This is a genomic window from Marinimicrobium koreense (assembly GCF_003762925.1).
Taxonomy (GTDB): Bacteria; Pseudomonadota; Gammaproteobacteria; order Pseudomonadales; family Cellvibrionaceae; genus Marinimicrobium; species Marinimicrobium koreense.
Genome location: NZ_RJUK01000001.1, coordinates 1,196,006 through 1,220,085, shown reverse-complemented (window position 1 = coordinate 1,220,085; position 24,080 = coordinate 1,196,006). Strand labels below are relative to the sequence as shown.

Here is a 24,080-nt window from a genome sequence, read left to right as displayed (position 1 = left end):
GGGTCCAAAGAACACAACCAAACAACCGAGCCACTATTTATGAACCGACTCTACGCTCTGATCACCTCAACCCTGCTCCTGCTGAGCACCCCCCTCCACGCCGACTCGACCGCGGAACTGCGCTCCCGCCTGGACGCCATGACCAGCCTGCAAGGCGAGTTCACCCAGGTCTTGATCGATATGGACGGCGAGGTGCTGGAGGAGAGCTCGGGGGATTTTGCCATGGCTCGCCCGGGCAAGTTTGACTGGCACACGCGGGAGCCGTTTGAGCAACGTCTGGTGTCGGATCACGAGTCCATCTGGCTGTACGACCCGGATCTGATGCAGGTGACGGTACGTGAGTTCGATGAGGAGTTGCAGGATACGCCGGCGCTGATTCTCAGTGATGAGCTGACCGCGCTGAATGAGCAGTTTGAGATCACCGACACGGTAACGGATGAGGGTTGGGATGCGTTCCGCCTGGAGCCCAAGGATGATGACAGTCTGTTCGCGGCGCTGGTGCTGACGTTTGACGGCAATCTGCTGCGGGAAATCCGGATGGATGACAATCTGGACCAGATCACCCGGTTTACTCTGTCCGATCTGAAACGTAATGAGTCCATCGATGACGGTCGGTTTACCTTTGAGGTCCCCGACGGCGTTGATGTGTTGGTGGATTGATGGCGGGCGATCTGTTTCAAAGCGAGCCGGTCTATCAGCCCCTGGCGGCGCGGATGCGGCCGCGGAACCTGGCGGACTATATCGGTCAGGAGCATTTACTTGCGCCCGGCAAGCCGCTGCGTGACGCCATTGAGCGCGGTCATCTGCACTCCATGATTCTGTGGGGGCCGCCGGGGGTGGGTAAGACCACCCTGGCGCGACTGTTCGCTGAGCAGGCGGATGCGCGTTTTCAGACCATTTCGGCCGTGCTGGCGGGCGTGAAGGATATTCGCGCGGCGGTGCAGGTGGCCGAACAGGAGCGGGCCGCCCGGGGGCGCAAGACGATCCTGTTTGTCGATGAGGTGCACCGTTTCAACAAGGCGCAGCAAGATGCGTTTTTGCCTTATGTGGAAGACGGCACGCTGATCTTTATTGGAGCTACGACTGAGAACCCCTCGTTTGAGTTGAACAACGCGCTGCTCTCCCGGTGCCGGGTGTATGTACTGCGTGGCCTGGAGTTTGACCATATTCGCCAAGTGTTACACCAGGCGCTGGAGGATACCGAGAGAGGTCTCGGAAACGACGGCATCCGGATCGAGGAGGAATGGATTGACACGCTGGCCAAGGCGGCGGACGGCGATGCGCGCAAGGCGCTGAACCTGCTCGAGATTGCCTCGGATCTGGCGGAGGAGCGCGACGGTAAGAAAGTGATCGACCGGGCGGTGCTGGAGGAGGTGCTGGCCGCTGATGTCCGCCGGTTTGATAAGGGCGGGGATCTGTTTTATGAGCAGATTTCGGCCTTACATAAATCGGTGAGGGGGTCCTCCCCGGACGGCGCGCTGTACTGGTTTGCCAGGATGCTCGATGGCGGTTGCGATCCGCTCTATATCGCCCGGCGCATTGTCCGCATCGCCAGTGAGGATATCGGCAATGCCGACCCGCGCGCGCTGCCTCTGGCGCTGGCGGCCTGGGATACCCAGGAGCGCCTGGGCAGTCCGGAGGGTGAGTTGGCCATCGCCCAGGCCGTGGTTTATATGGCCTCGGCACCCAAAAGCAATGCTGTGTATAATGCCTTCAATACGGTGATGGCCGAGGTGCGCGAGCAGCCGGGCTATGAGGTGCCGGTGCACCTGCGCAACGCCCCCACCAAGCTGATGAAGTCCATGGATTACGGGGCGGAGTATCGTTACGCCCACCATGAGCCCGGTGCTTACGCTGCGGGTGAGAGTTATTTGCCGCCAGAGTTGGCGGATCGAGTCTATTACGAGCCGGTGGAGCGGGGGCTTGAGCAACGGATTCGGGAGAAGTTGGCCTATTTCCGCGAGCTGGATGCCAAGAGTCCGATTCGGCGTTATAGCCAGGAGAGCGATTGATGCAGTGGTTGGCCGTGGCCTTGGGCGGTGCTCTGGGGGCGATGGGTCGGTTTGGTTTGACGACCTGGCTGTTTCCGGTGATGGGGACGCGCTTTCCATTGGGAACGCTGGTGGCGAATGTGCTCGGGTGTCTTCTTGTGGGCCTGGCCTTTGTGTTGATTGTCGATAAGGGGCTTGTTGCGCCGGAGTACCGGCCCTTTGTGATTACGGGTTTTCTGGGGGCGTTGACGACTTTCTCGACGTTTTCGTTGGATGCGTTGTTGCTCTGGCAGAATGGGGCGCCGACGGTGGCGGTGGTTTATTCGCTGGTCACCTTGTTGAGCTGTTTGCTCGCCGTTGTTGTGTCAGTGTATTTTTCGCGCATGTTTTTCTAGTGCTTTTGTTTTGATTGGGGGCGGATACGGGTACTGTTACCCGGGACCCGCGGCAAGTACGTCCCTGTAGGCTCTGCGTCGGCATCCATGCCTCCGACGGTCCCGGGTATCAGTACCCGTATCCGCTGGCAGTAAACTCCAAGTTCTGGGAACTTAGAGAGTAGACCGTACCGAGAGTTATTTTAGAACATCAAATTTTTAACCCTCTGAACTAAATAAGACATTTTTATGCTGGATCCTAAACTTGTTCGTAGCAATCCCGAATCGGTGGCCGAGGCGCTGAAGAAGCGTGGTTATGAGTTGGACGTTGCGCGCCTGACGTCGTTGGAGGAGCGCCGTCGTGATGTGCAGGTGAAGACCGAGAACCTGCAGAAGGAGCGCAATGCCAGCGCCAAATCGATTGGCCAGGCGAAGCAGCGGGGTGAAGATGTGGAGCCCCTGCTGGCCCAGGTCAGTGAGCTGAAAGAGGCCCTGGGTAAAGCCGAAGCAGAGTTGGATGAGATTCAGGCGGAGTTGGATGACCTGTTAAGTGGCATTCCCAATATTCCCGCCGATGAAGTGCCTGAAGGTAAAAGCGAAGACGATAATGTCGAGGTGCGCCGCTGGGGTTCGCCGCGCGAGTTCGGTTTTCCGATTGTCGATCACGTGGATCTGGGCGCGCGCCTGGGTGGGCTGGATTTTGATACCGCGAGCAAGCTGACCGGTGCGCGCTTCGCGTTGCTGCGCTCGGGCATTGCCCGTCTGCATCGGGCCCTGGCGCAGTTCATGTTGGACACCCACATCGAGGAGCACGGTTACGAGGAAGTGAATGTGCCCTTTATTGTGAACTCGGATTCGCTGACTGGCACCGGCCAGTTGCCCAAGTTTGAGGAAGACCTGTTCAAGCTGGATGATGAGCGGTGTTTTTACCTGATTCCTACGGCGGAAGTGCCGGTGACCAATATTCTGCGCAATGTGCTGCTCGATGGAGCGGATCAGTTGCCGATGAAGTTTGTCAGCCACACGCCTTGTTTTCGCAGTGAAGCCGGCTCGCACGGTAAAGACACTCGCGGCCTGATCCGTCAGCACCAGTTTGAAAAGGTGGAGCTGGTGCAGTTTGTCCGTCCGGAAGAGTCCGATGAGACCCTGGAGAAACTGACCGGCCACGCCGAAGCGATTTTGCAGAAACTGGGTCTGCCTTACCGCACTGTCATCTTGTGCGGCGGCGATATTGGTTTCTCGGCTGCGAAAACTTACGATATCGAAGTGTGGGTACCGTCTCAGGAGCGCTACCGGGAGATTTCATCCTGCAGTAATTTCCGGGATTTCCAGGCGCGCCGCATGAAGGCCCGCTACCGCAACCCGGAAACCGGCAAGCCGGAGCTGCTGCACACGCTGAATGGTTCCGGCCTGGCGATTGGTCGCACGCTATTGGCGGTGCTGGAAAACTACCAGCAGGAAGATGGCAGCATCACCATCCCGGAAGTCTTGCAGCCGTATATGGGTGGACTGAAAAGCCTGGGCGTAAACACCCCGGTTTAAACGTTTAATTCGAGCGTCAGGAACGGCGGATGCGCGGCGAGGCCGCTTATCCGCCCTACGCCAACTCCCGTGCCAACCGCAGCCCTCCAATCGGAGCGGCTCGGTGTACGTCTACGTTACCGTATCTTCAAATAAAGTTCGCTCCACCCTCGGTGATACCCCATGGATTATTTCCCCGTCTTTCTGGATTTGAAAAACCGCCGCTGCCTTCTGGTCGGCGGCGGCGACATTGCCACCCGCAAAGGCCGCTTGCTGGCCCGTGCCGGTGCCCGGCTGTGCATTGTGGCTCCCGAGATTTCGGACGAGCTCAAACACCTGGCTGAGCAAGGCGGTGGCGAATTGCATTATCGCGAGTACGAGTCCAGCGATCTGAATGACGTGGTGCTGGTGTGCTCCGCCACGGATGACAACGAACTCAACGTTCGCATTTCGGAAGAGTCCCAGGCCCGCTACCTTCCCACCAACGTGGTGGACAGCCCCAAACTCTGCAGTTTTATCACCCCGGCGATTGTCGATCGCTCGCCCCTGGTGATTGCCATTTCCAGCGGCGGTGAGGCGCCTGTGTTAGCGAGGATGGTTCGGGCCAAGCTGGAAACCCTGATCCCCAAAAGCTATGGCCGTCTGGCTCAGTTGGCCAGCCGCTGGCGGGAGCGGGTGAAGCAGTCGTTCAGTGAGGAGAATCGACGCCGGTTCTGGGAGAAGGTATTGCAGGGGCCGATTGCCGAGCTGGTTTTCAGTGGTCAGGATGAGCAGGCCGAACGGGCCATTGCCGAGGATCTGGCCAATCCCGATTATGTCGATACCCAGGGCGAGGTGTACCTGGTGGGTGGCGGCCCCGGGGATCCGGAGTTGTTGACCCTGAAAGCTCTGCGTCTGATGCAGCAGGCCGATGTGGTGCTCTACGACCGGCTGGTGTCCCCGGAAGTGATGGAGCTGGTACGTCGGGACGCGGACCGGATTTATGTCGGCAAGCGGCGCAGTGATCATCATATGCCGCAGGAGAATATCAACGAGCTGCTGCTCAAGCTCGCCCAGGAGGGCAAGCGGGTGCTGCGCCTGAAGGGCGGCGATCCGTTCATCTTTGGTCGTGGTGGCGAAGAGATCGACCTGCTGGCGGCGCACCAGATCCCCTTTCAGGTGGTGCCGGGCATTACCGCCGCCTCGGGCTGTGCGGCCTATGCCGGTATTCCGCTCACCCACCGCGATCATTCCCAATCGGTGCGCTTTATCACCGGGCACCTGAAAACCGACAACCCGAACCTGACATGGCCGGAGTTGGCGTTGCCGGGGCAGACGCTGGTGTTCTATATGAGCCTGGTGGGGTTGGAGGAAATCTGTCAGGTTCTGATTCGCCATGGCCGGTCACCCCAGACGCCGGTGGCACTGGTGGAGAAGGGCACGACCCAGGATCAGCGGGTACTGATCGGGACCCTGGAAACCATGCCCCAGCGGGTGGCCGAGAGCGATGTGCACGGTCCGACGCTGCTGATTGTGGGTGAGGTGGTGCAGTTACATCACGAGCTGAGCTGGTTTTCTCCGGAGCGGTCCGGCAGTCAATAAATTGACAGCGGCGAGACTTTGATCACAAAATAACGAACTTCCAGTCAAGATTTCGGGTCAAAGACCGATATGAGAGGTAAGCGCCGTCGTTTTGACGGTCCGAACTGAATCGGAGGTCAGCATGACCTACATAGGCCCAACCAGCACCTTGCCACCGTCGGCCCGCACCAAGATCAACACCACGCGGGCCAAAGACGAAACCATGCCGGTGAGCGAGCAGGTGCTGGATACCACACCCGTGGCGCCCATTCGCGAGCGTCGTCGAGGTGATCGCCGCCGCCGGGATATCAAACCCCTGGTGGACATGCGCTCCCGTGACCGGCGGCGCCGGCGCAAAATCGATATCGAGGTGTGACGCTTACGCCCTCGGGTGACCGCACCGCTGCCCGCGGGCCTTAACGCTCGCGGGCGCCCCTCCGAATGTGGTTAAATCTCCCCTGATCTTTCGATTGACCCGGGGACGGAATGACCCACTCCAATGGCATCGCTGATGCCCGCCTGCAATTACCTTTCTGGCTCTGGCCGCTTGCGGTGATCATCGGCTGGCTGATTGCCGCTGCATCACTGAGCTACGCGCCGGGTGGCCGACTGAACGTGCTCTGGCTCTGGTGGCTGTGGGCCGGAATCCCCCTCCTGGGCACCCTGGTGGCCGCCGGGGCCGCCGCCTTTGGGCGCGACCGGCCCTGGTTGTTCCGCTGGGGCCATAAAACCCTCCACTGGTATCCCAAGCCCGGCCAGCGCTGGCAAATGCTGATCGGTCTGCAGAGCTTTTGGCTTCTGCTCGGGCTGGGCATGATCCTGGGGTTCCTGACGCTTCTCCTGTTCACCGATCTGGCCTTTGGCTGGAGTTCCACCTTGCTCGATGGCGATCAGAGCCCTCTGCGCTTGCTGCAGTGGTTGGCGATGCCCTGGGCGTGGTTCTGGTCGGCGGCGGTGCCGGACGCCTCTTTGTTGGACGCGACGCGCTATGTGCGAATTGACCCCCGGGCGTCGGGCACCGAGCGGGCAGGGGACTGGTGGCCGTTTCTGATGGCCAGCCTGCTGTTTTACAACCTGGTGCCGCGGGCACTGCTCGCGGTGGTCGGGGTGATCCGCCTACGTCAACTGAAAGCTCAGCCTCCCGGGCCCGCAATCCGCGGGACCAGCCAGGGTGGCGGCGCAAGGCTGGCGCCCGTAGTGGCCTCGCCTCTGAGTGCCTGGGACGGCGCCCTGGTGATCAACTGGGAACGACACCAACAGGGTCAACCGACCCTGGGGGGCGAACTCTGGTCTGACGACGAACTTCAGTTGGAGGCCCTGTTGGCCAAACCGCCCTCCGCCGTGTTGTGGCAAGTGCCCGCCAATCGCTCCCCCGTGGGAGAGCTGGCCGACCTGGTCGCACAAGTAAGAAATACCGGCGTTGCCCGACAGGGACTTCGGGCCATAGTGGATGCCCAGACTCAACCCGAACGGCACCTGGCCAGTTGGCGTCAGTTCGCCGGTGAACACCAACTGCAATGGGTGACCGAATGAGCCGATCCGGATCGTCATACTCGACGCCCAGGCTGTGCGTGGTGGGCCACCCCAATCGGGGGAAGTCTTCCATCGTCTCAACGCTGACCGAGAACGACAGCGTGCGGATCAGCCCGGCCTCCGGTACCACGCGCCGGGCGGATCGGTTCGAGTTCTCGCTGGATGGCCGAGTGTTGCTGACCCTGATCGATACGCCGGGTTTTCAGCGGGCGCGTCAGGTACAGGCCTGGCTGGAGCGCGAACCGGTCAGCCCCGGCGCACGGCCAGACCGGGTGCGCGCCTTTTTAGCGGAACCGGGTCACGCTGAACGCTTCCCCGATGAGGTCGCTCTGCTCCGGCCGATCATGGAAGGTGCGGGTATTCTCTATGTGGTGGACGGTGCCCAGGCGCCCTCGCCGATGGACGAAGCGGAAATGGAAATCCTGCGCTGGACCGGACAGCCGAGGCTGGCGGTAATCAACCCCATGGCGCCGCAGTCGCAAACCGAGAGCTGGCAGCGAACCCTGGGTCAGTTTTTTCAGTGGGTACGGGTCTTCAACCCGCTTACCGCGACGCTGCCGGCTCGCCAGGCGTTGCTGCGCGCCATGGGGGAATTGACCCCGGAATGGTCTGCCCCGATAAAGGGGCTTATCCAGGGGCTGGCCGCGCGCGACCAACAGCGTCTGACCAATGTCAGCGATGCCCTGGCCGCCTACTGGGCCGAGCAGCTATTGGAACGCCAGGCGGTGCAGGTGCCCGGCGCGATCGGTCGCCAGCGGGCCGAGGGACAGTTGCGGCGCGCATTGGATGAGCGCGAAACCGATTTCTTCCGTCACCTGCGTGAAGCCTGGGGCCATCGCACCAGCGAACTGGAGCGGGACAGCGGTTGGGAGCTGGACGCGGATCAGTTGATGAATACGGAAACCTGGTATCTCTGGGGCCTCAAGCAGCGGGATCTGCTCTGGGTCAGCGGCAGTGCGGGCGCGGCGACCGGCTTGGCGGTGGACGCTGGTCTGGGCGGTGCCTCGCTGTTGACCGGTGCGATTTCCGGTGGTGTCATCGGTTCGGTAGGCGGTTGGTTGGCCAGCCGGGAGTTGCCGGGCAAGCGTTTGGGCTGGCTGCCGCTGGCCCGTCAAAAGCAGGTGATGGGGCCGGTAAAGCACCCCAATTTTCCGCTGGTGGTGATGGCGCGGGCGCTGACCTTCACCCGTCAGTTGTGGTTGAAACCGCACGCGGAGCGCAGTGCGGTGGTGTTGCGTTCTGAGGCGGGTACGTGGCCAAGAGAGGAGCAGGTGCAACTGTTGGGTTGGGCAAAACGACTTCAGCAGGGGCGTTGGCAGGCCAAACATCAGGATGCTCTGGTTCGTTGGGTGGAACATCAGTTACGGGTTTCCTTGGACGAGGCGTTTTCGCGGGAAGAAAAAACCAGTTGGGTTTGACTTTGTATTTCGAGCTCAGTGTTTCGAGCGTAGCGCTTCGAATTGAGTGCTGCGGCTGGGTCACCCCTTGCGAGACACGCCGTGAATACATCCCTGTAGGCTCATCACCCGCCGTCCAGGCGGGTGACGGTCTCGCAAGGGGTTACCCAGCCTCCGCAGTGCCAACGTAACGTTTCGGGAAATAGAACCTACGCCAAGATTTGGATGTGGCACTGAGGGTCGGGAAGGGGGATACCTTTTCAAGACCGTAAGCGGAGGGACTCCGCGCGTCGAGCCCCCGTGGACGCCCCACATGGATGTGGGAAGTGTCCCGAAGCGCCGGGAGCGCGAAGGGGACCGGGTTTACGGCGTGTCTTGAAAAGGTATCCCCCTTCCCGAACCGGTCGTGACGCTGCGATTGATTAAATGTTGACTAATGTTTCGAGAACGAAAACCGACAGGAGCAATGACAAAAATGAGCCAATACGATTACGATTTGCTGGTGATCGGCGCGGGGTCCGGTGGGGTTCGGGCCAGTCGGTTTGCGGCGCAGTTTGGGGCGAGAGTGGGCATTATCGAAGAACGCTACCTTGGTGGTACCTGCGTCAATGTCGGTTGCGTGCCCAAAAAACTGTTTGTGTTTGCTTCCCACTACCGAGAAACCTTTCACGCCGCCCCCGGTTATGGCTGGCACGCTGGGGCCATCAAGTTTGATTGGCAGGAACTGCGTGCAAACAAAGATCGCGAAATCGAACGGCTCAATCAGGTGTACGACAAACTGCTCAACACCGCTGGGGTAGAAATCATCAACGGCACCGGTAGCTTGGTTGACGGGCACACCGTCGCCGTAGGCGAAAATACCTACACCGCCGAACGCATCCTGATTGCTGTGGGCGGTTGGCCCTGGATGCCGGAAGTGCCAGGTGTCGAGCACGCCATTAGCTCCAACGAAGCGTTTTATCTGGACAGTCTTCCCGAGCGCATCGTCATCGTTGGCGGTGGTTATATCGCGGTGGAGTTTGCCGGGATTTTTAATGGCCTCGGTGTTGAAACCCACTTGTGCTATCGCGGGGAGCTGTTTCTGCGTGGTTTCGATGAGGATCTGCGGACGCACCTTGCACAAGAGCTACCCAAGAAAGGCATCCACCTGCACTTTAACACCGACATCACTCGTATTGAGAAAAACGCGGACGATGTGCTGACGGTTCATACCGATCAGGGAAATACGCTATCGGTCGGGCAGGTCATGTACGCTACCGGGCGCAAGCCGAAAACCGATGGGCTCGGGTTGGAGAACACGGCGGTGCGGTTGAGTGATGCGGGCCGTATTCAGGTGAACGAGGAATTTCAGACCGACGAGCCGTCCATCTACGCACTGGGCGACGTGACCGGGCCCGATGAACTGACGCCAGTTGCCCTGGCTCAGGGAATGGCCCTGGCCCGCAACCTGTTCGGCGGCATGAATGAGCGGGTGGACTACCGGCACATTCCCACCGCGGTGTTCAGTCAGCCGCCCATGGCAAGCTGCGGTCTGACCGAGGAAGAAGCCAGAAAGGAGTGCGTTCACGTGGATATTTACCGGGGCGCCTTCCGGCCGATGCAATATACCTTGCCGGATCTGGACGAGCGGGCGTTGGTGAAACTGATCGTCGATCGGGATACGGACCGGGTTCTGGGTTGCCACATGGTGGGCCCGGAGGCGGGTGAGATCATGCAGGGCCTGGGTGTGGCCATGACCGCCGGTGCGACCAAAGCGGACTTTGATCGCACCATCGGTATTCATCCAACGTTGGCGGAAGAGTTTGTCACTTTGCGTCAGCCGGTCGCCCGCGTCAATGAGTGACGACGGTTACTGCTCGCTAATCGAAACGCACAATCAGGTTCAATTGACGTTCGGACAAGTGCTCCATTTCCTTGTTGAGCGCTTCAGCATCTGCGACCTCTTTCTGGGTGCGGTCGGAAATGTCGCTGATATGCTGGGTGTTCTGCTCGATATCCACGGCCGTCGCCGACTGTTCCTCGGCGGCGGAGGCAATCTGATGTGACATCTGGTCGATTTTTTCCACCGCGGCGGAAATGAGCGACAACGCCTGCTTCACATTGTCCATCTCGCCTACGCTACGGTCGACCAACTGCAGGCACTGCTCCATACTCTCCCCAGCTTGCCCCGTGGCTTCACCGAGCTTCTCAATGATGTTGCGAATGTGCCCGGTGGAGTCCTGGGTACGTTGAGCCAGGGTGCGCACCTCATCGGCCACCACCGCAAACCCGCGTCCCTGCTCACCGGCGCGGGCGGCTTCGATCGCCGCATTCAGAGCCAGCAGGTTGGTCTGTTCGGCAATACCCCGAATGACATCCACCACTTTGGCAATTTCTCCGCTGTCGGCGGTCAGGCGCTCCAGTACTTGCCCCAGATTGTCCACCTGTCGGGACAGGTCACTAATGGCGCCGCTGGCGGTGTTGATGACCGTGCCGCCACGCTGGACTTCGCCAAGGGCGCTTTGGGTGGCCACGGACGTGTCCGAGGCCCCGCTGGCCACTTCCTGCACCGCCTGGGCCATCTGTTGCATGGCTACGGCCACCCGGGTGGTTTCCCGCTGTTGCTCGTCCATCCCCCGGTGGGATTGTGCTGCCTGGGCCTGCGCCTGTGCGGCGTGGCCATGCAATTCCCGGGCGGATTCGCCAAAGCGCCCCAGCGCGGTACGCAGACGCGCCCGCAGCGCCAGTTGCGCAAACTCGATTTCACCCAAAGCGTCACTGCGGCCGGTGTAAATATAGGCCGCGATCGGGTCGTGCATGATGGCACGGGCCCGGTTCAGGCTGACGTTGAGGTGTTGTGCCAGTAAGGCTTGGGTAGCGCCGCCGATGACGGTGCTACCCAGTAGGGCGGCAAGCGCCACGGCCGGGGTCAGCAATCCCAGCAGCCAACTGCCCAGTAACAGCACGAGCAACGCAATGCCGCCGATCTGAACCGGTGTTCGAGTCGCATGCCACAGGCTCAACCAGCGCGGACAGGCCGGCTTGCCGGCACGCATCCGTTGATAACTCGCCTCAGCCCGGGCGACCCGCTCCGCGTCCGGGTGAACCCGAACCGACTCGTAGCCCTGCACCTGGCCGCGGTCTTTGAGCGGGGTGACGTAGGCATCCACCCAGTAGTGATCGCCGCTCTTGCATCGGTTTTTGACAATGCCCATCCAGGGCCGACCGCTTTTCAGCGCGCCCCACATCACACCGAAGACTGCCTCGGGCATTTCAGGGTGGCGAATCATATTGTGCGGCTGGCCGATCAGCTCATTCCGTGTAAAGCCGGAAATTTCCTGAAAGGTGTCGTTGCAGAATTGGATGGTGCCTTTGGTGTCCGTCGATGAAACCAGTTCATCGCCGGGTTTCACCGGAACGTTGCGGCCGGTCACGGGGCCGTTATTGCGCATACAGTGTCCTCAGCGGTAACCGCGATAACTTCTAGCCGGCGTTTAATTGCCGATGTTAGATGAAACTACCCCCCCTAAGGGTAGTCGACCTATTGGCGTTATCGACCGCACAGGCGTTAAGTTGAGTGAATTCTCGCGCGTTCAGGCGGCCAGGGCGCGGCTCTGCTGGTTAACAACAAAGGCCGCCAGGGCATTTCGGGTATCGGTGGGCAGGTCGACAAAAGACAGGCTGACCCGGGTCTGACGCCAGGGCCGCTGGCTGAGATTGAACGCACAGACGCTCACCCGGCAGCGAACCTTGAGCCCCGGAGCGACGGTGAATTCGCACAGCGGCAGAATGTCCCGGTGATGCAGGAACGGCCGCCAGTCGCCGGTGAGCCCGAGTCGTATACCGCCCGCGGACAGGTTGAGAACTTCCCCGCACAGGGGTGATAGACCGGGGACACCCAGGCGGGCGCTGATCGGGTACCAGCCAAAGACGTCCAGGCGGGGCCAGCGACGTCTGGGGCCGAGGTAGAACTGTTCGGGCAAGGGCAGGGCGAGCCCACCGCTTCGCTGGGGCGTGCTCCAGCCAACCACCGGGGCGTTGAATTCGAACAGGCGGCCGTTTTCGTGGTAGCTGACGGTCAGTTCGTCGCCGGGTTCGAGGTTGAGCGCCCGGGGGAAGAGTTCGTCGAGCCAGAGGAGTTGCCGTTGTGTGTCGAGGGCGAGGATGAGGCTTTGGTATTCGCTGCCTTGATGGCGCACGGCGAGCAGTTGCCGACGTTCGGCGAGCGGGCGCAGGTGTTTGACGCACTCGGCTTCGGGCGCAGGAGCCTGCGGTATGGGTGCCGGCCGCTCAGTGGGTTCGTTGGCGGAGAGTTTTTGCAGCAGTGCTCGCAACAGGGCCATAGGTGACTCGTATTCCAGGTCGATAAAACGGACGGTTCTTTGCCGGTTATTGGTACTTCCGCCAAGGGTTTTGCAAGGGGTGTGCCAGGTAGTGGAGTACTTGTCGAAAGGGCTTCGAATAGACGGCTGCGGGAAATTAGCAAGTTCACACACCGATTTTGGGACTTCGCATGGAGGGCTGCGGGAGGGTGAACCCCTTCGGGACACGCTGTGAATACATCCCTGTACGCTCTGCACCGGCCGGTCCCCTTCGCGCTCCAGGCGCTTCGGGACACTTCCCACATCCATGTGGGGCGTCCAAGGCCGGTGACGGTCCCGAAGGGGTTCACCCTCCCTCCGCTAGTGCCAACGTCAATGGCGGTGGAGGTAGCACGTGGTGTGTCGAGCACGGGCACCGCGTGGGGCCGCTGTACGTTTGGTTTTGGTCGCGGCGGATGCGCTTCGCTCCGATGCGTCGGACCGATCCGCCCTACGGATAACACGGCAGGTCGCGTAGGGCGGATAAGCGCGGAGCGCGCATCCGCCGTCACCTCACTCCCAAACTGGCGCCGCATGGGAGCCCTCCCGCAGCCCTCAATGCGAAGTCCCCTAAGAGCCAATTCTCAGTAGGCAAAGCGGCAGTCGGTTGCCGCTGTGGGCGGCAATTCCCTGGGGCGGCTAAAATCCGTACAATGGCGGCATTTTTCGGACCGTCGAACATCGAGAGTATTATGAGTCAGCCCGCCGTGCGCAAAGAGCGCCTCGAATACAACAAACTGCAAAAGCGCCTGCGTCGTCAGGTCGGCAGTGCCATTGCCGATTACAACATGATTGAAGAGGGCGACCGGATCATGGTCTGCCTCTCCGGTGGCAAAGACTCTTACGGCATGCTCGACATCCTCATGAGCCTGCAGAAAACCGCCCCCATCCGCTTCGAACTGATCGCCGTCAACATGGATCAGAAACAGCCCGGCTTTCCCGAGCACATATTGCCAGAATATCTCGAACAGGTCGGGGTGCCGTACCATATCATCGAGCGCGACACCTACAGCATCGTCAAAGACGTGATTCCCGAGGGCAAAACCACCTGTGGGCTCTGCTCGCGGTTGCGGCGCGGTACCCTGTACAGCTTCGCCAATGAGATCGGGGCGACCAAAATCGCCCTGGGTCACCACCGGGACGACATCATCGAGACCCTCTTCCTCAACATGTTCTACGGTGGCAAACTCAAGGCCATGCCGCCCAAGCTGCTCGCCGACGACAAACGCAACGTCCTGATTCGTCCGCTCGCCTACTGCAAAGAGCAGGACCTGGCGGATTTTGCCGATTACAAGGCGTTCCCGATCATTCCCTGCAATCTCTGCGGCTCCCAGGAGAACCTCCAGCGGCAGGTGATCAAGCAGATGCTGACCGACTGGGAACGCCAGTACCCCGGACGTACCGAGACCATCTTTTCCGCCATCCGCAATGTGGCGCCCTCTCAGTTGGCGGATACCGCGCTGTTTGACTTTGCCGGATTGAAAGTGGATCCGGATGCTGTGGCCGACGCCGGGGATGAGGCCCAGGCTGAGGCCGGCGTTCAGCAGTTTATCCCGGCTCTGCAAGTATCCTGAGTTAGCCCGGCCGGCGGCCAGCTCCTATACTCGGGGTACATCGGCCCTATGCACGGGTCTCAGGCAGAGAGGTGTCTATGAGGATTGGCGTACCCCGGGAAATCAAAACCGATGAATACCGCGTAGGGCTGACGCCCAGTGCTGTGCGGGAATTGGCGGGCCAGGGCCACAGCGTGTTGGTCGAACGGGAGGCGGGCGCTGCGGTGGGCCTGGATGATGCCTCCTACGAAGCGGCGGGGGCCACTCTGGTGGACTCGGCCTCAGCGGTATTCGCCCAGGCCGAGTTGATCGTCAAGGTCAAGGAGCCGCAGCCGGAGGAGTATCGCCAGCTCCATCCTGATCAGATTCTGTTCACCTTTCTGCACCTGGCGCCAGACCCCGAGCAGGCCGAGGGGCTGCTGGCCTCGGGCGCGTCCTGCATTGCCTACGAAACCGTCACGGACCAGGCGGGACGCCTGCCGCTGTTGACCCCCATGTCCGAAGTGGCCGGGCGGCTCGCCACCCAGGCGGGCGCCCATCACCTGGAGCTGCATCAGGGCGGGCGGGGCATCCTGCTCGGAGGGGTTCCGGGAGTACCGCCGGCGGGAGTCACCATCATCGGCGGGGGAGTGGTGGGGACTCAGGCGGCGCGCATGGCTTTGGGGCTGGGGGCGCAGGTCAGAATTCTGGACAAGTCTCTGGTGCGCCTGCGGGAGCTGGATGCGCTGTTTCACGGGCGACTGGTCTGCGAGTACGCGACCGAAGACGCGCTGGAGCAGGCGCTACCGCAGACCGATCTGCTGATCGGCGCGGTACTGGTAACCGGCGATTCGGCGCCCAAGCTGCTGTCCCGGGAGCAACTGGGGGCGTTGCCCACGGGGGCGGTATTGGTGGATGTGGCCATTGACCAGGGGGGATGCTTCGCCACCTCCCGGCCCACCACGCACCGTCAGCCCACCTTTTCGCTCGATGGCGTGGTTCACTACTGCGTTGCGAATATCCCCTCGGCGGCGGCCCGAACCGCCACTCTGGCGTTGAGTCACGCCACCTTGCCATATGTACAGGCGCTGGCGCAGAATGGCCTGGAGGCCCTGAGGCGGGACCCCGGCCTGAGGGCGGGCCTGAACGTGCACGGGGGCCATATCACCCATGAGGCGGTCGCCCGGGCGCTTGGCAAACCCTGGGTAGCGTTCGGCAGCGGACCGGAGTAAGCTATCAATTGTTGAAACAAACGACATTAACGGGACAATAATCATAAATGACGAACGAACCGTCGCTTTTCCAGGGGGTTTCTTTCCAACTGGCGAAAATCGGCATCATCCTGGCCTTTCTACTCGGCCTGTTGATGAGCTCGGTGCAGTTGTATCTTGACCTGGACAACCAGCGTGAGGAGCTTAACCTGCTGTTCAGTCGGGTCATGGAAGTGGCCACGCCGCCGGCGATGCGCGCCGTTCACACCCTGGATGATGACCTGTCCGCTGAAGTGGTCAATGGGCTGTTGGCCTATGACTTTGTCATCGGCGTGCGCGTCACCGATGAGTTGGGTAATACCCTGGCCGAGGGGCAGACAGCACAGAAACCCTCCCAGACCCGGTGGCTGACCTCGCTGATCAGCGACGAGACCCGGGAGCTGTATTCCGACCTGATCATCCCGGGCTACGGCCAGACCGCGTCCGGTGGTCTGGCGTTTACCGTCGATATGGACCAGGCGCTACAGGCTTTTTATGAGCGATCGAGCCTCAACCTGATCACCGGGCTGGTTCGCAATGCGATGCTGGTGGTGTTGTTGTTTTTCGCCTTTTACTTTGTGGTGGCCAAACCCCTCGCGCGCCTGTCCCGCGAAATCAAAAGCATCAACCCGGAAGAACCCGGCGTCCGTCGACTAACTCCGTTGCCCGGACGACATGATGAGCTGGCGCAACTGCTCGACAGCAGTAACCAATTGTTGAACGCAGTAGATCTGTCGCTTGCCAAGCGTCGCGCGGTAGAGTTGGCGTTGCGAAAGAGCGAAGGGCATCTGCGCCAGATTATCGACAGTTTGCCAGTGATGATCGGCGCCCGGGATATTGAGGGACGCTACCTGTTTGCCAACAAGGCGCTGGCGAGCATGGTGGGTCGCGATGTTGACACCATGCGCGGACAGGATGTGCGGGACCTGTTCCGCCATGCCGTGGATGATGTGGAACTGATTCTGCAGAACGATCAGCGGGTGATTCGTCAGGGCATTGATGTTGAAATCAATGAAGAGGCCTTTTTGACTCGTGAAGGCAGAAAACTCTACCTGCAGAGTCACGTCATGCCGCTCCATTACTACGATCAGACAGTTGCTCTGATCGTGTCCGTGGACATTACCGAGCGCAAGAATGCTCAGGCAAAGATGGAGCACATGGCCCATCACGACGCCCTGACCAATCTGCCCAATCGGGTCCAACTGGTCGAGCGCCTGGATCTTGAAATCCGTCGTGCGGCCAGGCACGGTTATTGCGGTGCGGTGCTGTTTATCGATCTGGATCAGTTCAAGAACATCAACGATTCACTGGGCCATCCCGTGGGCGACAAGGTTCTCAAGGAAGTGGCACAGCGCCTGGTCAGCTCGGTCCGGGAGGAGGACCTGGTTGCCCGGCTGAGCGGCGATGAATTTGTCGTGGTGTTGACAGTGTTGGATAAAGACCTGTCGACCGCCGCGTTGAGGGCGGGGGAAATCAGTGAAAAAATCCGGCGTATCATTTCCCGCCCCTTCCACACGGACAGCCTGGATTTGCGAATCAGCTGCAGCGTCGGGGTGGTGATCTATCCGGATAAAAACAGCTCGGTGCATGAGCTGCTGCGCTTTGCCGATACCGCCATGTACCAGGTTAAAGAAAAGGGACGCGATGCGATCGAGTTTTTCAACGAGGATATGGCGGACAAAGTCAGCCGGCAGTTGGTTATGGAAGGCGATCTGCATCGTGCGCTCGAGGGCAAACAGTTTGCGCTGCACTATCAGCCCAAAGTTGATATGGGCACTGGAACCATTGTCGGCGCCGAAGCCTTGTTGCGTTGGCATCATCCCACCAAGGGACTGATCTCGCCGGCGGATTTCATTCCCGTTCTTGAAACTTCCGGGCTGATTCTGGACGTTGGCCAATGGGTGCTGGAAACCGCCTGTGATACTCTGGTGCACTGGCAGGCGCAGGGCTGGTGGAAACCGGGTATGCGTCTGAGCATCAATATCAGCCCCCGGCAGTTTCGGCGCGCCGCCTTTGCCGATGACGTCCTGCGCACCTTGAAACGCTATCCGATACCTGAGAATTCGCTGGAAATGGAGGTGACCGAGGGCATTGTGATTCAGCAGGTGGACGAGGCGATTGTCACCATGCGGCGCCTGGCAGAGCAGGGGATCAGCTTCTCTCTGGATGATTTCGGGACCGGCTACTCCTCCATCAGCTACCTCAAACAGCTACCGGTGACCGTGCTCAAAATCGATCAGAGTTTTGTTCGGGATATTGTGGATGATCACAACGACCGGGTGTTGGTGGAAACCATCATTACCATGGGTCGGCTGCTGGATCTTGATGTGGTCGCTGAGGGCGTGGAATTGGAGGCCCAGTTCGATATTCTCCAGCGTTACGGCTGTCACTACTATCAGGGCTTCTATTTCAGCCCCGGCGTTACCCTGTCGGCGTTCGATACCATGCTGGCGGAGCATACCGTATCCGCTTGAGGGCCGGGTATCAGAACAGGCGTCCCAGCAGGTAGGGGATGGCCACTTCGGTTTTGAGAATGCGGGGCCCCAGGTGTACCGCCTGAACCCCCAGTTCACCGAGTCGACCGATCTCGTATTCATTGAACCCACCTTCCGGGCCCACCAGTAAGGTGACCGGTTCCTGCACCTGAGCCGGGCAGGCAATGGCGTCGTAGGGGTGGGCCACCATGGCGCGTCGACCTTCGATCAACCCGGGCAGTGTGTCCTCTACAAACGGTTTGAACTGGCGATGATAGTGCACCTGTGGCATCACCGTGTCGCACCCCTGTTCCAGCCCCAGTTGCAGCTGAGTCTCCACCGCGTCCGGATGGATGCTGGGTGACTGCCAGTAGCTTTTTTCCACTCGACGGCTGTGAATCAGGTGCAGCTCTTTGACGCCGCTACCGGCGACGGTCTGCAATATACGCTTGATCTGTTGGGGACGGGGCAGGGCGAGAACCAGGGTCAAGGGCAGAGGTTCCGGAGGCGGGCGATTCAGCGTCAGGGATAACCGGATTCGTTCCCGGCTCAGTTCGGTCACCTCGCCAGTACCCCAGTCGCCGTTCAGCCGGCCAACGGTCAGGCGGTCACCGAGCTGGGGTTTGAGTACCTGAAGAATATGGTCGAGTCGGCGCTTATCCGACAGGTCGGCCACCGTGGGACTGAGCAGGTCGCTGTCGGCAAGCAGCAGTAAGTTCATTGGGGGTGACCGGTTGCGGGCGTTGAATCGACAAAATGGCGTCCCCGCCAGGACTCGAACCTGGAGCTTCCGCTTAGGAGGCGGAGGATTTATCCTGTTAATCGACGGGGACATCCGCTGCCGCGCTGGCCCGGGGGCGCCGACAGGGTCGGCAACTATACTAAAAAGCCTTACGCCGGCACAAGCCGGCGTAAGGGGCGATCAGGCCTTGACCAGGGTCTGGGAGCCGCCCTGGGGCCCGGAGCGCCCTTGGGCGTTGTACAGCGAGGGACCGTCGTTACTTTGCCCTCTTAGCAGATCCAGAAGCGTGCCCACCGTCTGCCGGGAGCGCTGAATGATTTTGCCGTTGATATCGTTGAGTGCCCGACAGGCCTCAAAGTGCTCGGCGAGCTCTTGCCATTGTGGGGCCTGTCCGCGGGTGTCCGGGCGCTGGTGCAACCACTTCTGCCAGCCTTCGTGGTTGTGGGGAAGCGTGGCAGCATCCAGCCAGCTTTGGCGTTGCAGGGCGTGCTCTCCGAGTGCGGCCATGAGCCGGTTTTTGGCGTCGATGAGCGGGGGAAGGGCGTCCAGATCGCGCTGCTCCAGCGCTTCGCGCTCTTGCAACAGCACCTGACTGAGCTCTTCAATGGCTTGGGCGTCGTGTGCCAGCATCTGGCTGACGGATTCGGCTGAGGGAGTCATATTGGCCTCGGTCATGGCGGATCATCGAAAATCGAATGCTGCTTGGCCCGGGCGGTGTTGGGGGCCCGCCGGGCCAGCGGGGGGTTATCCCAGCAGGTCGTCCTGATTGAGCATATTCTGGGCGATGCGTTCGGGGTCGATTTCAAATCGACCCTCGGCAATGGCCTGTTTCAGACTCGCGACGCGCTCGACGTCGACATCCGGCAGTTGCGCCAGGTTCTCTTCCAGGCGGTTCATGCTCTGTGCCTCCGCACTGAGTTCAACACTGTCGCGGCTCGCCGGACGCGGGCTGCTGCCAGCGGCTCCGGATTGTGGACCGGATTCTCGGGGTGCCACGGTGCTGGGGCGGCTGTTGCCGCCGTTATTGCCGGGCTTGATACCGTTGTTTGAGTCAATAACCATATTTTGTTCCCCAACAAAATGTTCGATGATGCCGGCCAGAGGGCCGGAAGCCAGCCAAAATGCGGGCTTCTGACCAGTCTATCGGCCGGCATCCTTATAACTTTAATACTCTTTGTGTATAAATGTGACCCATTTCGCGTTATAAAATCACGTCGACCGTCCCGGGTCCGGTGATTCGCCCTCTGACGATACGTTCAGAGCGGTCATTCCGCACCCGGATCTGCTCTCCCACCCGCCCGGAGCTCAGGGCGGTGCCCGTGGTATCAACACTGATGGTGCCCATCCGGGCGCGCAGGCGCACCTGGTCGCCCCGTTCGACGATGGTTGGCTCGATCAGTAGCCCCAGGCGGACCGGCTCGCCGGCCTTCAGCGGGCGGCGCAACTCCTTCCCCAAGGCCGACGTTGCATCAACGACAAAACCTTGACGCAATTGGCCGGTGTCTCGCAATGCCATTGTCATATCGTCCTGGGCGATCCGGTGGCCTCGTCCCAGACTCCGGCTGGCGACGGCGACCTCCCGGTATACCGCCACCTGTGCCGGGACGTACAGCGCCCAGGCGTTGGGGCCGGGACAGCGGGTGTGCACTGTCAGATTTCCGCCGCTGCGCTCCTCATCGCTGACCGACAGCGCCAGAGGGGCCTCGCAGGCTTTCAGGCGGAGGCGGCTGTCAAGCCTGCCCACGGTAATCTTGGTGCGATTTACTGACGGAATTCGGTAGTGTGCCTCCAGGAACTGTTGTACTTCGGCCCTGAGCTCGCTCAAGTCCTGATATGGCGCGCTCTCCGGCGTTGCCTGGGGCGCCGCGGCGAGCAGAGCCAGCAGCAATGCGCCCGCCAGTCGCCCGCACAGCGGCCCGACTCCTCGGGTGGAGCATTCGCTCAGGCTCTGAAAAAGGCGACAGGGACCCATCTTTTGTCCTATTCTTTGTGCATGACCGTAAAGGTTAAAGCGTGACGGTTTTCAGCCGTTAACGGCATTACAGGTGGTAATAAAGCAAGGAGCGTGCCGCCTGGAGTAGTGCTAGCGGGGAGCAGTGGCGCATACGCGTATGGGGTGGGGGTTTATCCTCGCGACCAATGGGTTAACTAACGTTCAACAAATCAGAGGTAGAAGGGGCTTCCATGGCCGGAGTATTGGATAACGTGAACCAGAGAACGCGTCTGGTGGGTGAAAACCGGCTGGAGCTGCTATTGTTCCGCTTGGGGGGACGGCAGCTGTACGGTATCAACGTGTTCAAGGTGAAAGAGGTGTTACCCTGCCCGCCGCTGAATGCCATTCCCGGACGTAACCCGGTGGTACGTGGGGTCGCTCATATCCGCGGCGGCACCCTGTCGATCATGGATATGAATCAGGCCATCGGCAAGGCGCCATTGGAAGACATACGGTCGAGTTTTGTCATCATTACCGAGTATAACCGCACAGCCCAAGGGTTTCTGGTGCGTGGAGTGGACCGGATCGTCAATATGAACTGGAGCGATATCCATCCGCCACCGCGGGGAGCCGGCAAAGCCCACTACCTGACGGCGGTAACCGAGGTCGATGGCGAGCTGGTGGAGATCGTGGATGTCGAAAAAATTCTGGCGGAAGCGGCTCCGGTCAATGAGCAGATCAGCGAAGGTGTCATTGAAGACGGCATCAGCGAGCGGGTGGTCCAGAAGCATGTTCTGATCGTGGATGACTCGGTCATTGCCCGCAAGCAGGTGCAGCGGGTGATGCAGTCCATCGGAATCCAGACAACCTTGAAAAAAGACGGGCGCGAAGCGCTGAACTATCTGTTGGATATGGTCGCTCAAGGTCAGAACCCGGATGAGGCGTTGGTGATGATCATCTCGGATATCGAAATGCCGGAGATGGATGGCTATACCTTCACCGCCGAGGTGCGTAATCACCCGGATTTGAAGGGACTGCACATTTTGCTGCACACTTCGCTCAGTGGCGTTTTCAATCAGGCAATGGTCAAGAAAGTGGGGGCGGATGCCTTCCTGGCCAAGTTCAGTCCGGATGAGCTGGCGCGCCAGGTCAATGACCGGGTCAGAGCCATCACGGGCGAAGATCTGCTGGAGCAGAGCTAATGAGGGGTGGCTCAGGCCGCCGTGGGAGCATACTTTTGAGCGGTAAGTATTGATGAGTAATGCGGCGGGAAAACGCGACAATTTTGATCAGGCGGAGTTTGATCACTTTCGTCAGTTTCTGCAGGACGCCTGCGGCATTGCGCTGGGGGACAATAAACAGTACCTGGTCTCCAATCGCATCCGGCGCCTGCTGGAAGAGTATCAACTGTCCTCGTTCAGTGACCTGGTCAGAGCGCTCAAGCAGAACACTAACCGTCGTTTGAAAGAGCAGGTCATTGATGTCATGACCACCAACGAAACTTTCTGGTTTCGTGACATTTATCCCTTCGAGTATCTGCGCAACACCCTGCTGCCGTCCTGGATGCAGACCGAACACCGCATGGCCGGGCCGATCCGCATCTGGTCTGCCGCCTGTTCCTCGGGCCAGGAACCCTATTCAATCAGCATGATGGTGGAGGAGTTCCGGCGTCAGCGGATGGGCGCCCTGGCCCGACCGGTACAGATTGTCGGGACCGACCTGTCATCCATCGTGCTGGACCAGGCCAAGCGGGGCGAATACGATCGCCTGTCGGTGGTGCGCGGACTGTCGACGGAGCGGCTGGAGCGTTATTTTGACAACCCGCGGGAGAATGTCTGGCGGGTGAAGCCGCTGGTGCGGGACCGAATAGAGTTCAAAGCCTGGAACCTGTTGGATTCCTACGCGGGCTTGGGCAAGTTTGATATCGTCTTTTGCCGCAACGTTCTGATCTATTTTAACGCTGACCTCAAGCGTCGGATTCTGGAAAAAATCCACGGCTCGCTCAAACCGGGCGGTATTCTTTTTCTGGGTTCCTCTGAAGGCTTGGCGGGGGCGTCCCATCTGTTCGAAATGGTCCGGTGTGACCCCGGTATTCTCTATCGCGCCAAATAGCGAATGACCCGAGAGAGGATGAGAGAGGAGAAACGCCGTGTATAAACTGGCTTTTTTCGTTCCCGAGAGTCATCTTGAAACCGTCAAAGCCGCCGTCTTTGCCACCGGGGCCGGGCGTATCGGTGATTACGACAGCTGTTGCTGGCAGAGTCTTGGGCAGGGACAGTTTCGACCTCTGGCGGGCAGTCAACCGTTTCTCGGGCGTCAGGGCGAGGTTGAGCGCGTAGCCGAGTATCGCGTTGAGCTTGTGTGCGCCGACGATCTGATCCGCCCCGCCATCTCGGCCCTGAGGGCGGCCCATCCCTATGAAGAACCGGCGTACGACGTCTGGCAGCTGGCCGAACTGTGAGTCCCGGGTTTTCCGGTTTCAGTAAGGATCCAAAGTGATACAAGGCGGTGGTTGCGGCGTATAGCTCTACCCAATGTTTATCCCCCAAAGGAAAAAGGAGTACTCGTCATGAACAACCTGTTCCCCCGTTTGATTCTATGGACGCTTGCCGGCAGCCTGCTTTCGGTCTGCCTGAGCGCCCAGGCCGAGCTGCAGACCCGTGAAATTGATTATCAGGTCGATGGTGAGACGTTCACCGGCTACCTGGCGTATGACGATGCGCATAGCGGAACCCGACCGGGTGTATTGATCGTGCATGAATGGTGGGGGCATGGGGAGTATGTCCGCCAGCGCGCCGAGATGCTGGCCAAACTCGGTTATGCCGCCTTCGCGCTGGACATGTATGGCTCGGATAAATACGCGGAACATCCCAGCCAGGCGAATGAGTTCATGCAGGCGGTGATGAGCGATAAAGAGGCGGCCAAAGCGCGCTTCACCGAGGCGCTTTCGGTGTTGCGTGAGCAACCCATGGTGGCACCGGATGATATTGCCGCGCTGGGCTATTGCTTTGGTGGCGCCGTGGTGTTGAACATGGCCCGCGCCGGTGTGGACCTGGACGGGGTGGTGAGTTATCACGGTATGCTGGCTGCGGATTCGCCCGCGCAGCCGGGAGACGTGAAGGCCGCCGTCAGGGTGTTCAACGGTGAGGCGGACCCGATGGTGCCCGCCCAGCAGGTGGCGGACTTTGAGGCGGAAATGCGTCAGGCCGACGTGGACTACGAACTGGTGAACTACGCCGGTGCCCAACATGGTTTTACCAACCCGGAGGCGACCGAGCTGGGGCGTCAATTCGAGCTCCCGCTGAGCTATGACGCCAGTGCCGATGCGGATTCTTGGCACAAGACGCAACAGTTCCTTGAGGACCTGTTCCGCTAGCGGGTTGCCGGTGTTCTGCCACTTTGGCAAGCAATGTCGGGGTGGCGGAGCAAAAGT

General features: G+C 60.3%; 22 protein-coding genes and 1 tRNA gene. 16 read left to right on the top strand and 7 right to left on the bottom strand.

All coding sequences use genetic code 11. The features are described from left to right. The first annotated feature begins 39 nt into the window (after positions 1-39). The 9 genes from lolA to gorA all read left to right on the top strand — a co-directional run bounded on the left by lolA (position 40) and on the right by gorA (position 10,219). Entirely contained in the window at positions 40-660 is a 621-nt protein-coding gene (gene lolA, locus EDC38_RS05255; protein WP_123637602.1) for an outer membrane lipoprotein periplasmic chaperone LolA, read from the top strand. Beyond that, positions 660-2,012, top strand: coding sequence for a replication-associated recombination protein A (locus EDC38_RS05250; RefSeq protein WP_123637601.1), 1,353 nt, complete (start codon positions 660-662; stop codon positions 2,010-2,012). Before lolA ends, EDC38_RS05250 begins: the two co-directional genes overlap by 1 nt. Beyond that, on the top strand, positions 2,012-2,386 hold the full coding sequence (gene crcB, locus EDC38_RS05245; RefSeq protein ID WP_123637600.1) for a fluoride efflux transporter CrcB: 375 nt from the start codon (positions 2,012-2,014) through the stop codon (positions 2,384-2,386). Before EDC38_RS05250 ends, crcB begins: the two co-directional genes overlap by 1 nt. Before the next feature lie 228 nt (positions 2,387-2,614). Continuing rightward, positions 2,615-3,907, top strand: coding sequence for a serine--tRNA ligase (serS, locus tag EDC38_RS05240; protein WP_123637599.1), 1,293 nt, complete (start codon positions 2,615-2,617; stop codon positions 3,905-3,907). A 162-nt stretch (positions 3,908-4,069) separates the two neighbouring features. Further along, complete coding sequence (cysG, locus tag EDC38_RS05235) at positions 4,070-5,467, top strand: siroheme synthase CysG (RefSeq protein WP_123637598.1); 1,398 nt, start codon at positions 4,070-4,072, stop codon at positions 5,465-5,467. Between the two features lie 121 nt (positions 5,468-5,588). Beyond that, positions 5,589-5,822: a hypothetical protein gene (locus EDC38_RS05230; protein WP_123637597.1), complete on the top strand. Its 234-nt coding sequence runs from the start codon at positions 5,589-5,591 to the stop codon at positions 5,820-5,822. A 110-nt stretch (positions 5,823-5,932) separates the two neighbouring features. Then, positions 5,933-6,979 carry a DUF2868 domain-containing protein gene (locus tag EDC38_RS05225; RefSeq protein WP_123637596.1) on the top strand — a complete coding sequence of 349 codons (1,047 nt, stop codon included), beginning with the start codon at positions 5,933-5,935 and terminating at the stop codon, positions 6,977-6,979. Next, positions 6,976-8,397 carry a DUF3482 domain-containing protein gene (locus EDC38_RS05220; protein WP_170162856.1) on the top strand — a complete coding sequence of 474 codons (1,422 nt, stop codon included), beginning with the start codon at positions 6,976-6,978 and terminating at the stop codon, positions 8,395-8,397. The genes EDC38_RS05225 and EDC38_RS05220 overlap by 4 nt, the downstream gene beginning before the upstream one ends. A 454-nt stretch (positions 8,398-8,851) precedes the next feature. Beyond that, complete coding sequence (gene gorA / locus EDC38_RS05215; protein ID WP_123637594.1) at positions 8,852-10,219, top strand: glutathione-disulfide reductase; 1,368 nt, start codon at positions 8,852-8,854, stop codon at positions 10,217-10,219. 16 nt (positions 10,220-10,235) lie between these two features. Here gorA and EDC38_RS05210 read toward each other — a convergent pair whose 3' ends face one another. Together EDC38_RS05210 and EDC38_RS05205 are read right to left on the bottom strand one after the other, a co-directional pair. Next, positions 10,236-11,807, bottom strand: a complete 1,572-nt coding sequence (locus EDC38_RS05210; RefSeq protein WP_123637593.1) for a methyl-accepting chemotaxis protein — start codon at positions 11,805-11,807, stop codon at positions 10,236-10,238. Positions 11,808-11,948: 141 nt separating this feature from the next. After that, entirely contained in the window at positions 11,949-12,698 is a 750-nt protein-coding gene (locus EDC38_RS05205; protein WP_170162855.1) for a flagellar brake protein, read from the bottom strand. A 710-nt stretch (positions 12,699-13,408) separates the two neighbouring features. Here EDC38_RS05205 and ttcA point away from each other — a divergent pair. From ttcA to EDC38_RS05190, 3 genes are all read left to right on the top strand, one after another. Next, positions 13,409-14,290, top strand: coding sequence for a tRNA 2-thiocytidine(32) synthetase TtcA (gene ttcA / locus EDC38_RS05200; protein WP_123637591.1), 882 nt, complete (start codon positions 13,409-13,411; stop codon positions 14,288-14,290). A 77-nt stretch (positions 14,291-14,367) separates the two neighbouring features. Next, the gene (gene ald, locus EDC38_RS05195) at positions 14,368-15,480 is read left to right on the top strand and encodes an alanine dehydrogenase (RefSeq protein WP_123637590.1); all 1,113 of its coding nucleotides are present in this window, start codon (positions 14,368-14,370) and stop codon (positions 15,478-15,480) included. A gap of 47 nt (positions 15,481-15,527) precedes the next feature. After that, complete coding sequence (locus tag EDC38_RS05190; RefSeq protein WP_123637589.1) at positions 15,528-17,972, top strand: putative bifunctional diguanylate cyclase/phosphodiesterase; 2,445 nt, start codon at positions 15,528-15,530, stop codon at positions 17,970-17,972. Between the two features lie 10 nt (positions 17,973-17,982). Here EDC38_RS05190 and EDC38_RS05185 read toward each other — a convergent pair whose 3' ends face one another. The 5 genes from EDC38_RS05185 to flgA form a co-directional block, all read right to left on the bottom strand. Further along, entirely contained in the window at positions 17,983-18,693 is a 711-nt protein-coding gene (locus EDC38_RS05185) for a 16S rRNA (uracil(1498)-N(3))-methyltransferase (RefSeq protein WP_123637588.1), read from the bottom strand. A gap of 36 nt (positions 18,694-18,729) precedes the next feature. Next, positions 18,730-18,805, bottom strand: a tRNA-Arg gene (locus EDC38_RS05180). Positions 18,806-18,894: 89 nt separating this feature from the next. Further along, positions 18,895-19,389, bottom strand: a complete 495-nt coding sequence (locus EDC38_RS05175) for a flagella synthesis protein FlgN (protein ID WP_123637587.1) — start codon at positions 19,387-19,389, stop codon at positions 18,895-18,897. A gap of 69 nt (positions 19,390-19,458) precedes the next feature. Further along, a complete protein-coding gene (gene flgM / locus EDC38_RS05170; protein ID WP_123637586.1) occupies positions 19,459-19,776 on the bottom strand; it encodes a flagellar biosynthesis anti-sigma factor FlgM in 318 nt (105 codons plus the stop codon). A gap of 139 nt (positions 19,777-19,915) precedes the next feature. Next, positions 19,916-20,686: a flagellar basal body P-ring formation chaperone FlgA gene (gene flgA, locus EDC38_RS05165; protein WP_123637585.1), complete on the bottom strand. Its 771-nt coding sequence runs from the start codon at positions 20,684-20,686 to the stop codon at positions 19,916-19,918. A 212-nt stretch (positions 20,687-20,898) separates the two neighbouring features. Here flgA and EDC38_RS05160 point away from each other — a divergent pair, with 212 nt between their 5' ends. The 4 genes from EDC38_RS05160 to EDC38_RS05145 all read left to right on the top strand — a co-directional run bounded on the left by EDC38_RS05160 (position 20,899) and on the right by EDC38_RS05145 (position 24,023). After that, positions 20,899-21,849, top strand: a complete 951-nt coding sequence (locus EDC38_RS05160; RefSeq protein WP_123637584.1) for a chemotaxis protein CheV — start codon at positions 20,899-20,901, stop codon at positions 21,847-21,849. Between the two features lie 52 nt (positions 21,850-21,901). Beyond that, a complete protein-coding gene (locus tag EDC38_RS05155) occupies positions 21,902-22,759 on the top strand; it encodes a CheR family methyltransferase (RefSeq protein ID WP_024460448.1) in 858 nt (285 codons plus the stop codon). A gap of 37 nt (positions 22,760-22,796) precedes the next feature. Next, a complete protein-coding gene (locus EDC38_RS05150) occupies positions 22,797-23,108 on the top strand; it encodes a YqfO family protein (RefSeq protein ID WP_123637583.1) in 312 nt (103 codons plus the stop codon). Between the two features lie 108 nt (positions 23,109-23,216). Next, positions 23,217-24,023 (top strand): dienelactone hydrolase family protein, encoded by an 807-nt coding sequence (locus tag EDC38_RS05145; protein ID WP_123637582.1) that lies wholly within the window; start codon positions 23,217-23,219, stop codon positions 24,021-24,023. The last annotated feature ends 57 nt before the right edge of the window (positions 24,024-24,080 follow it).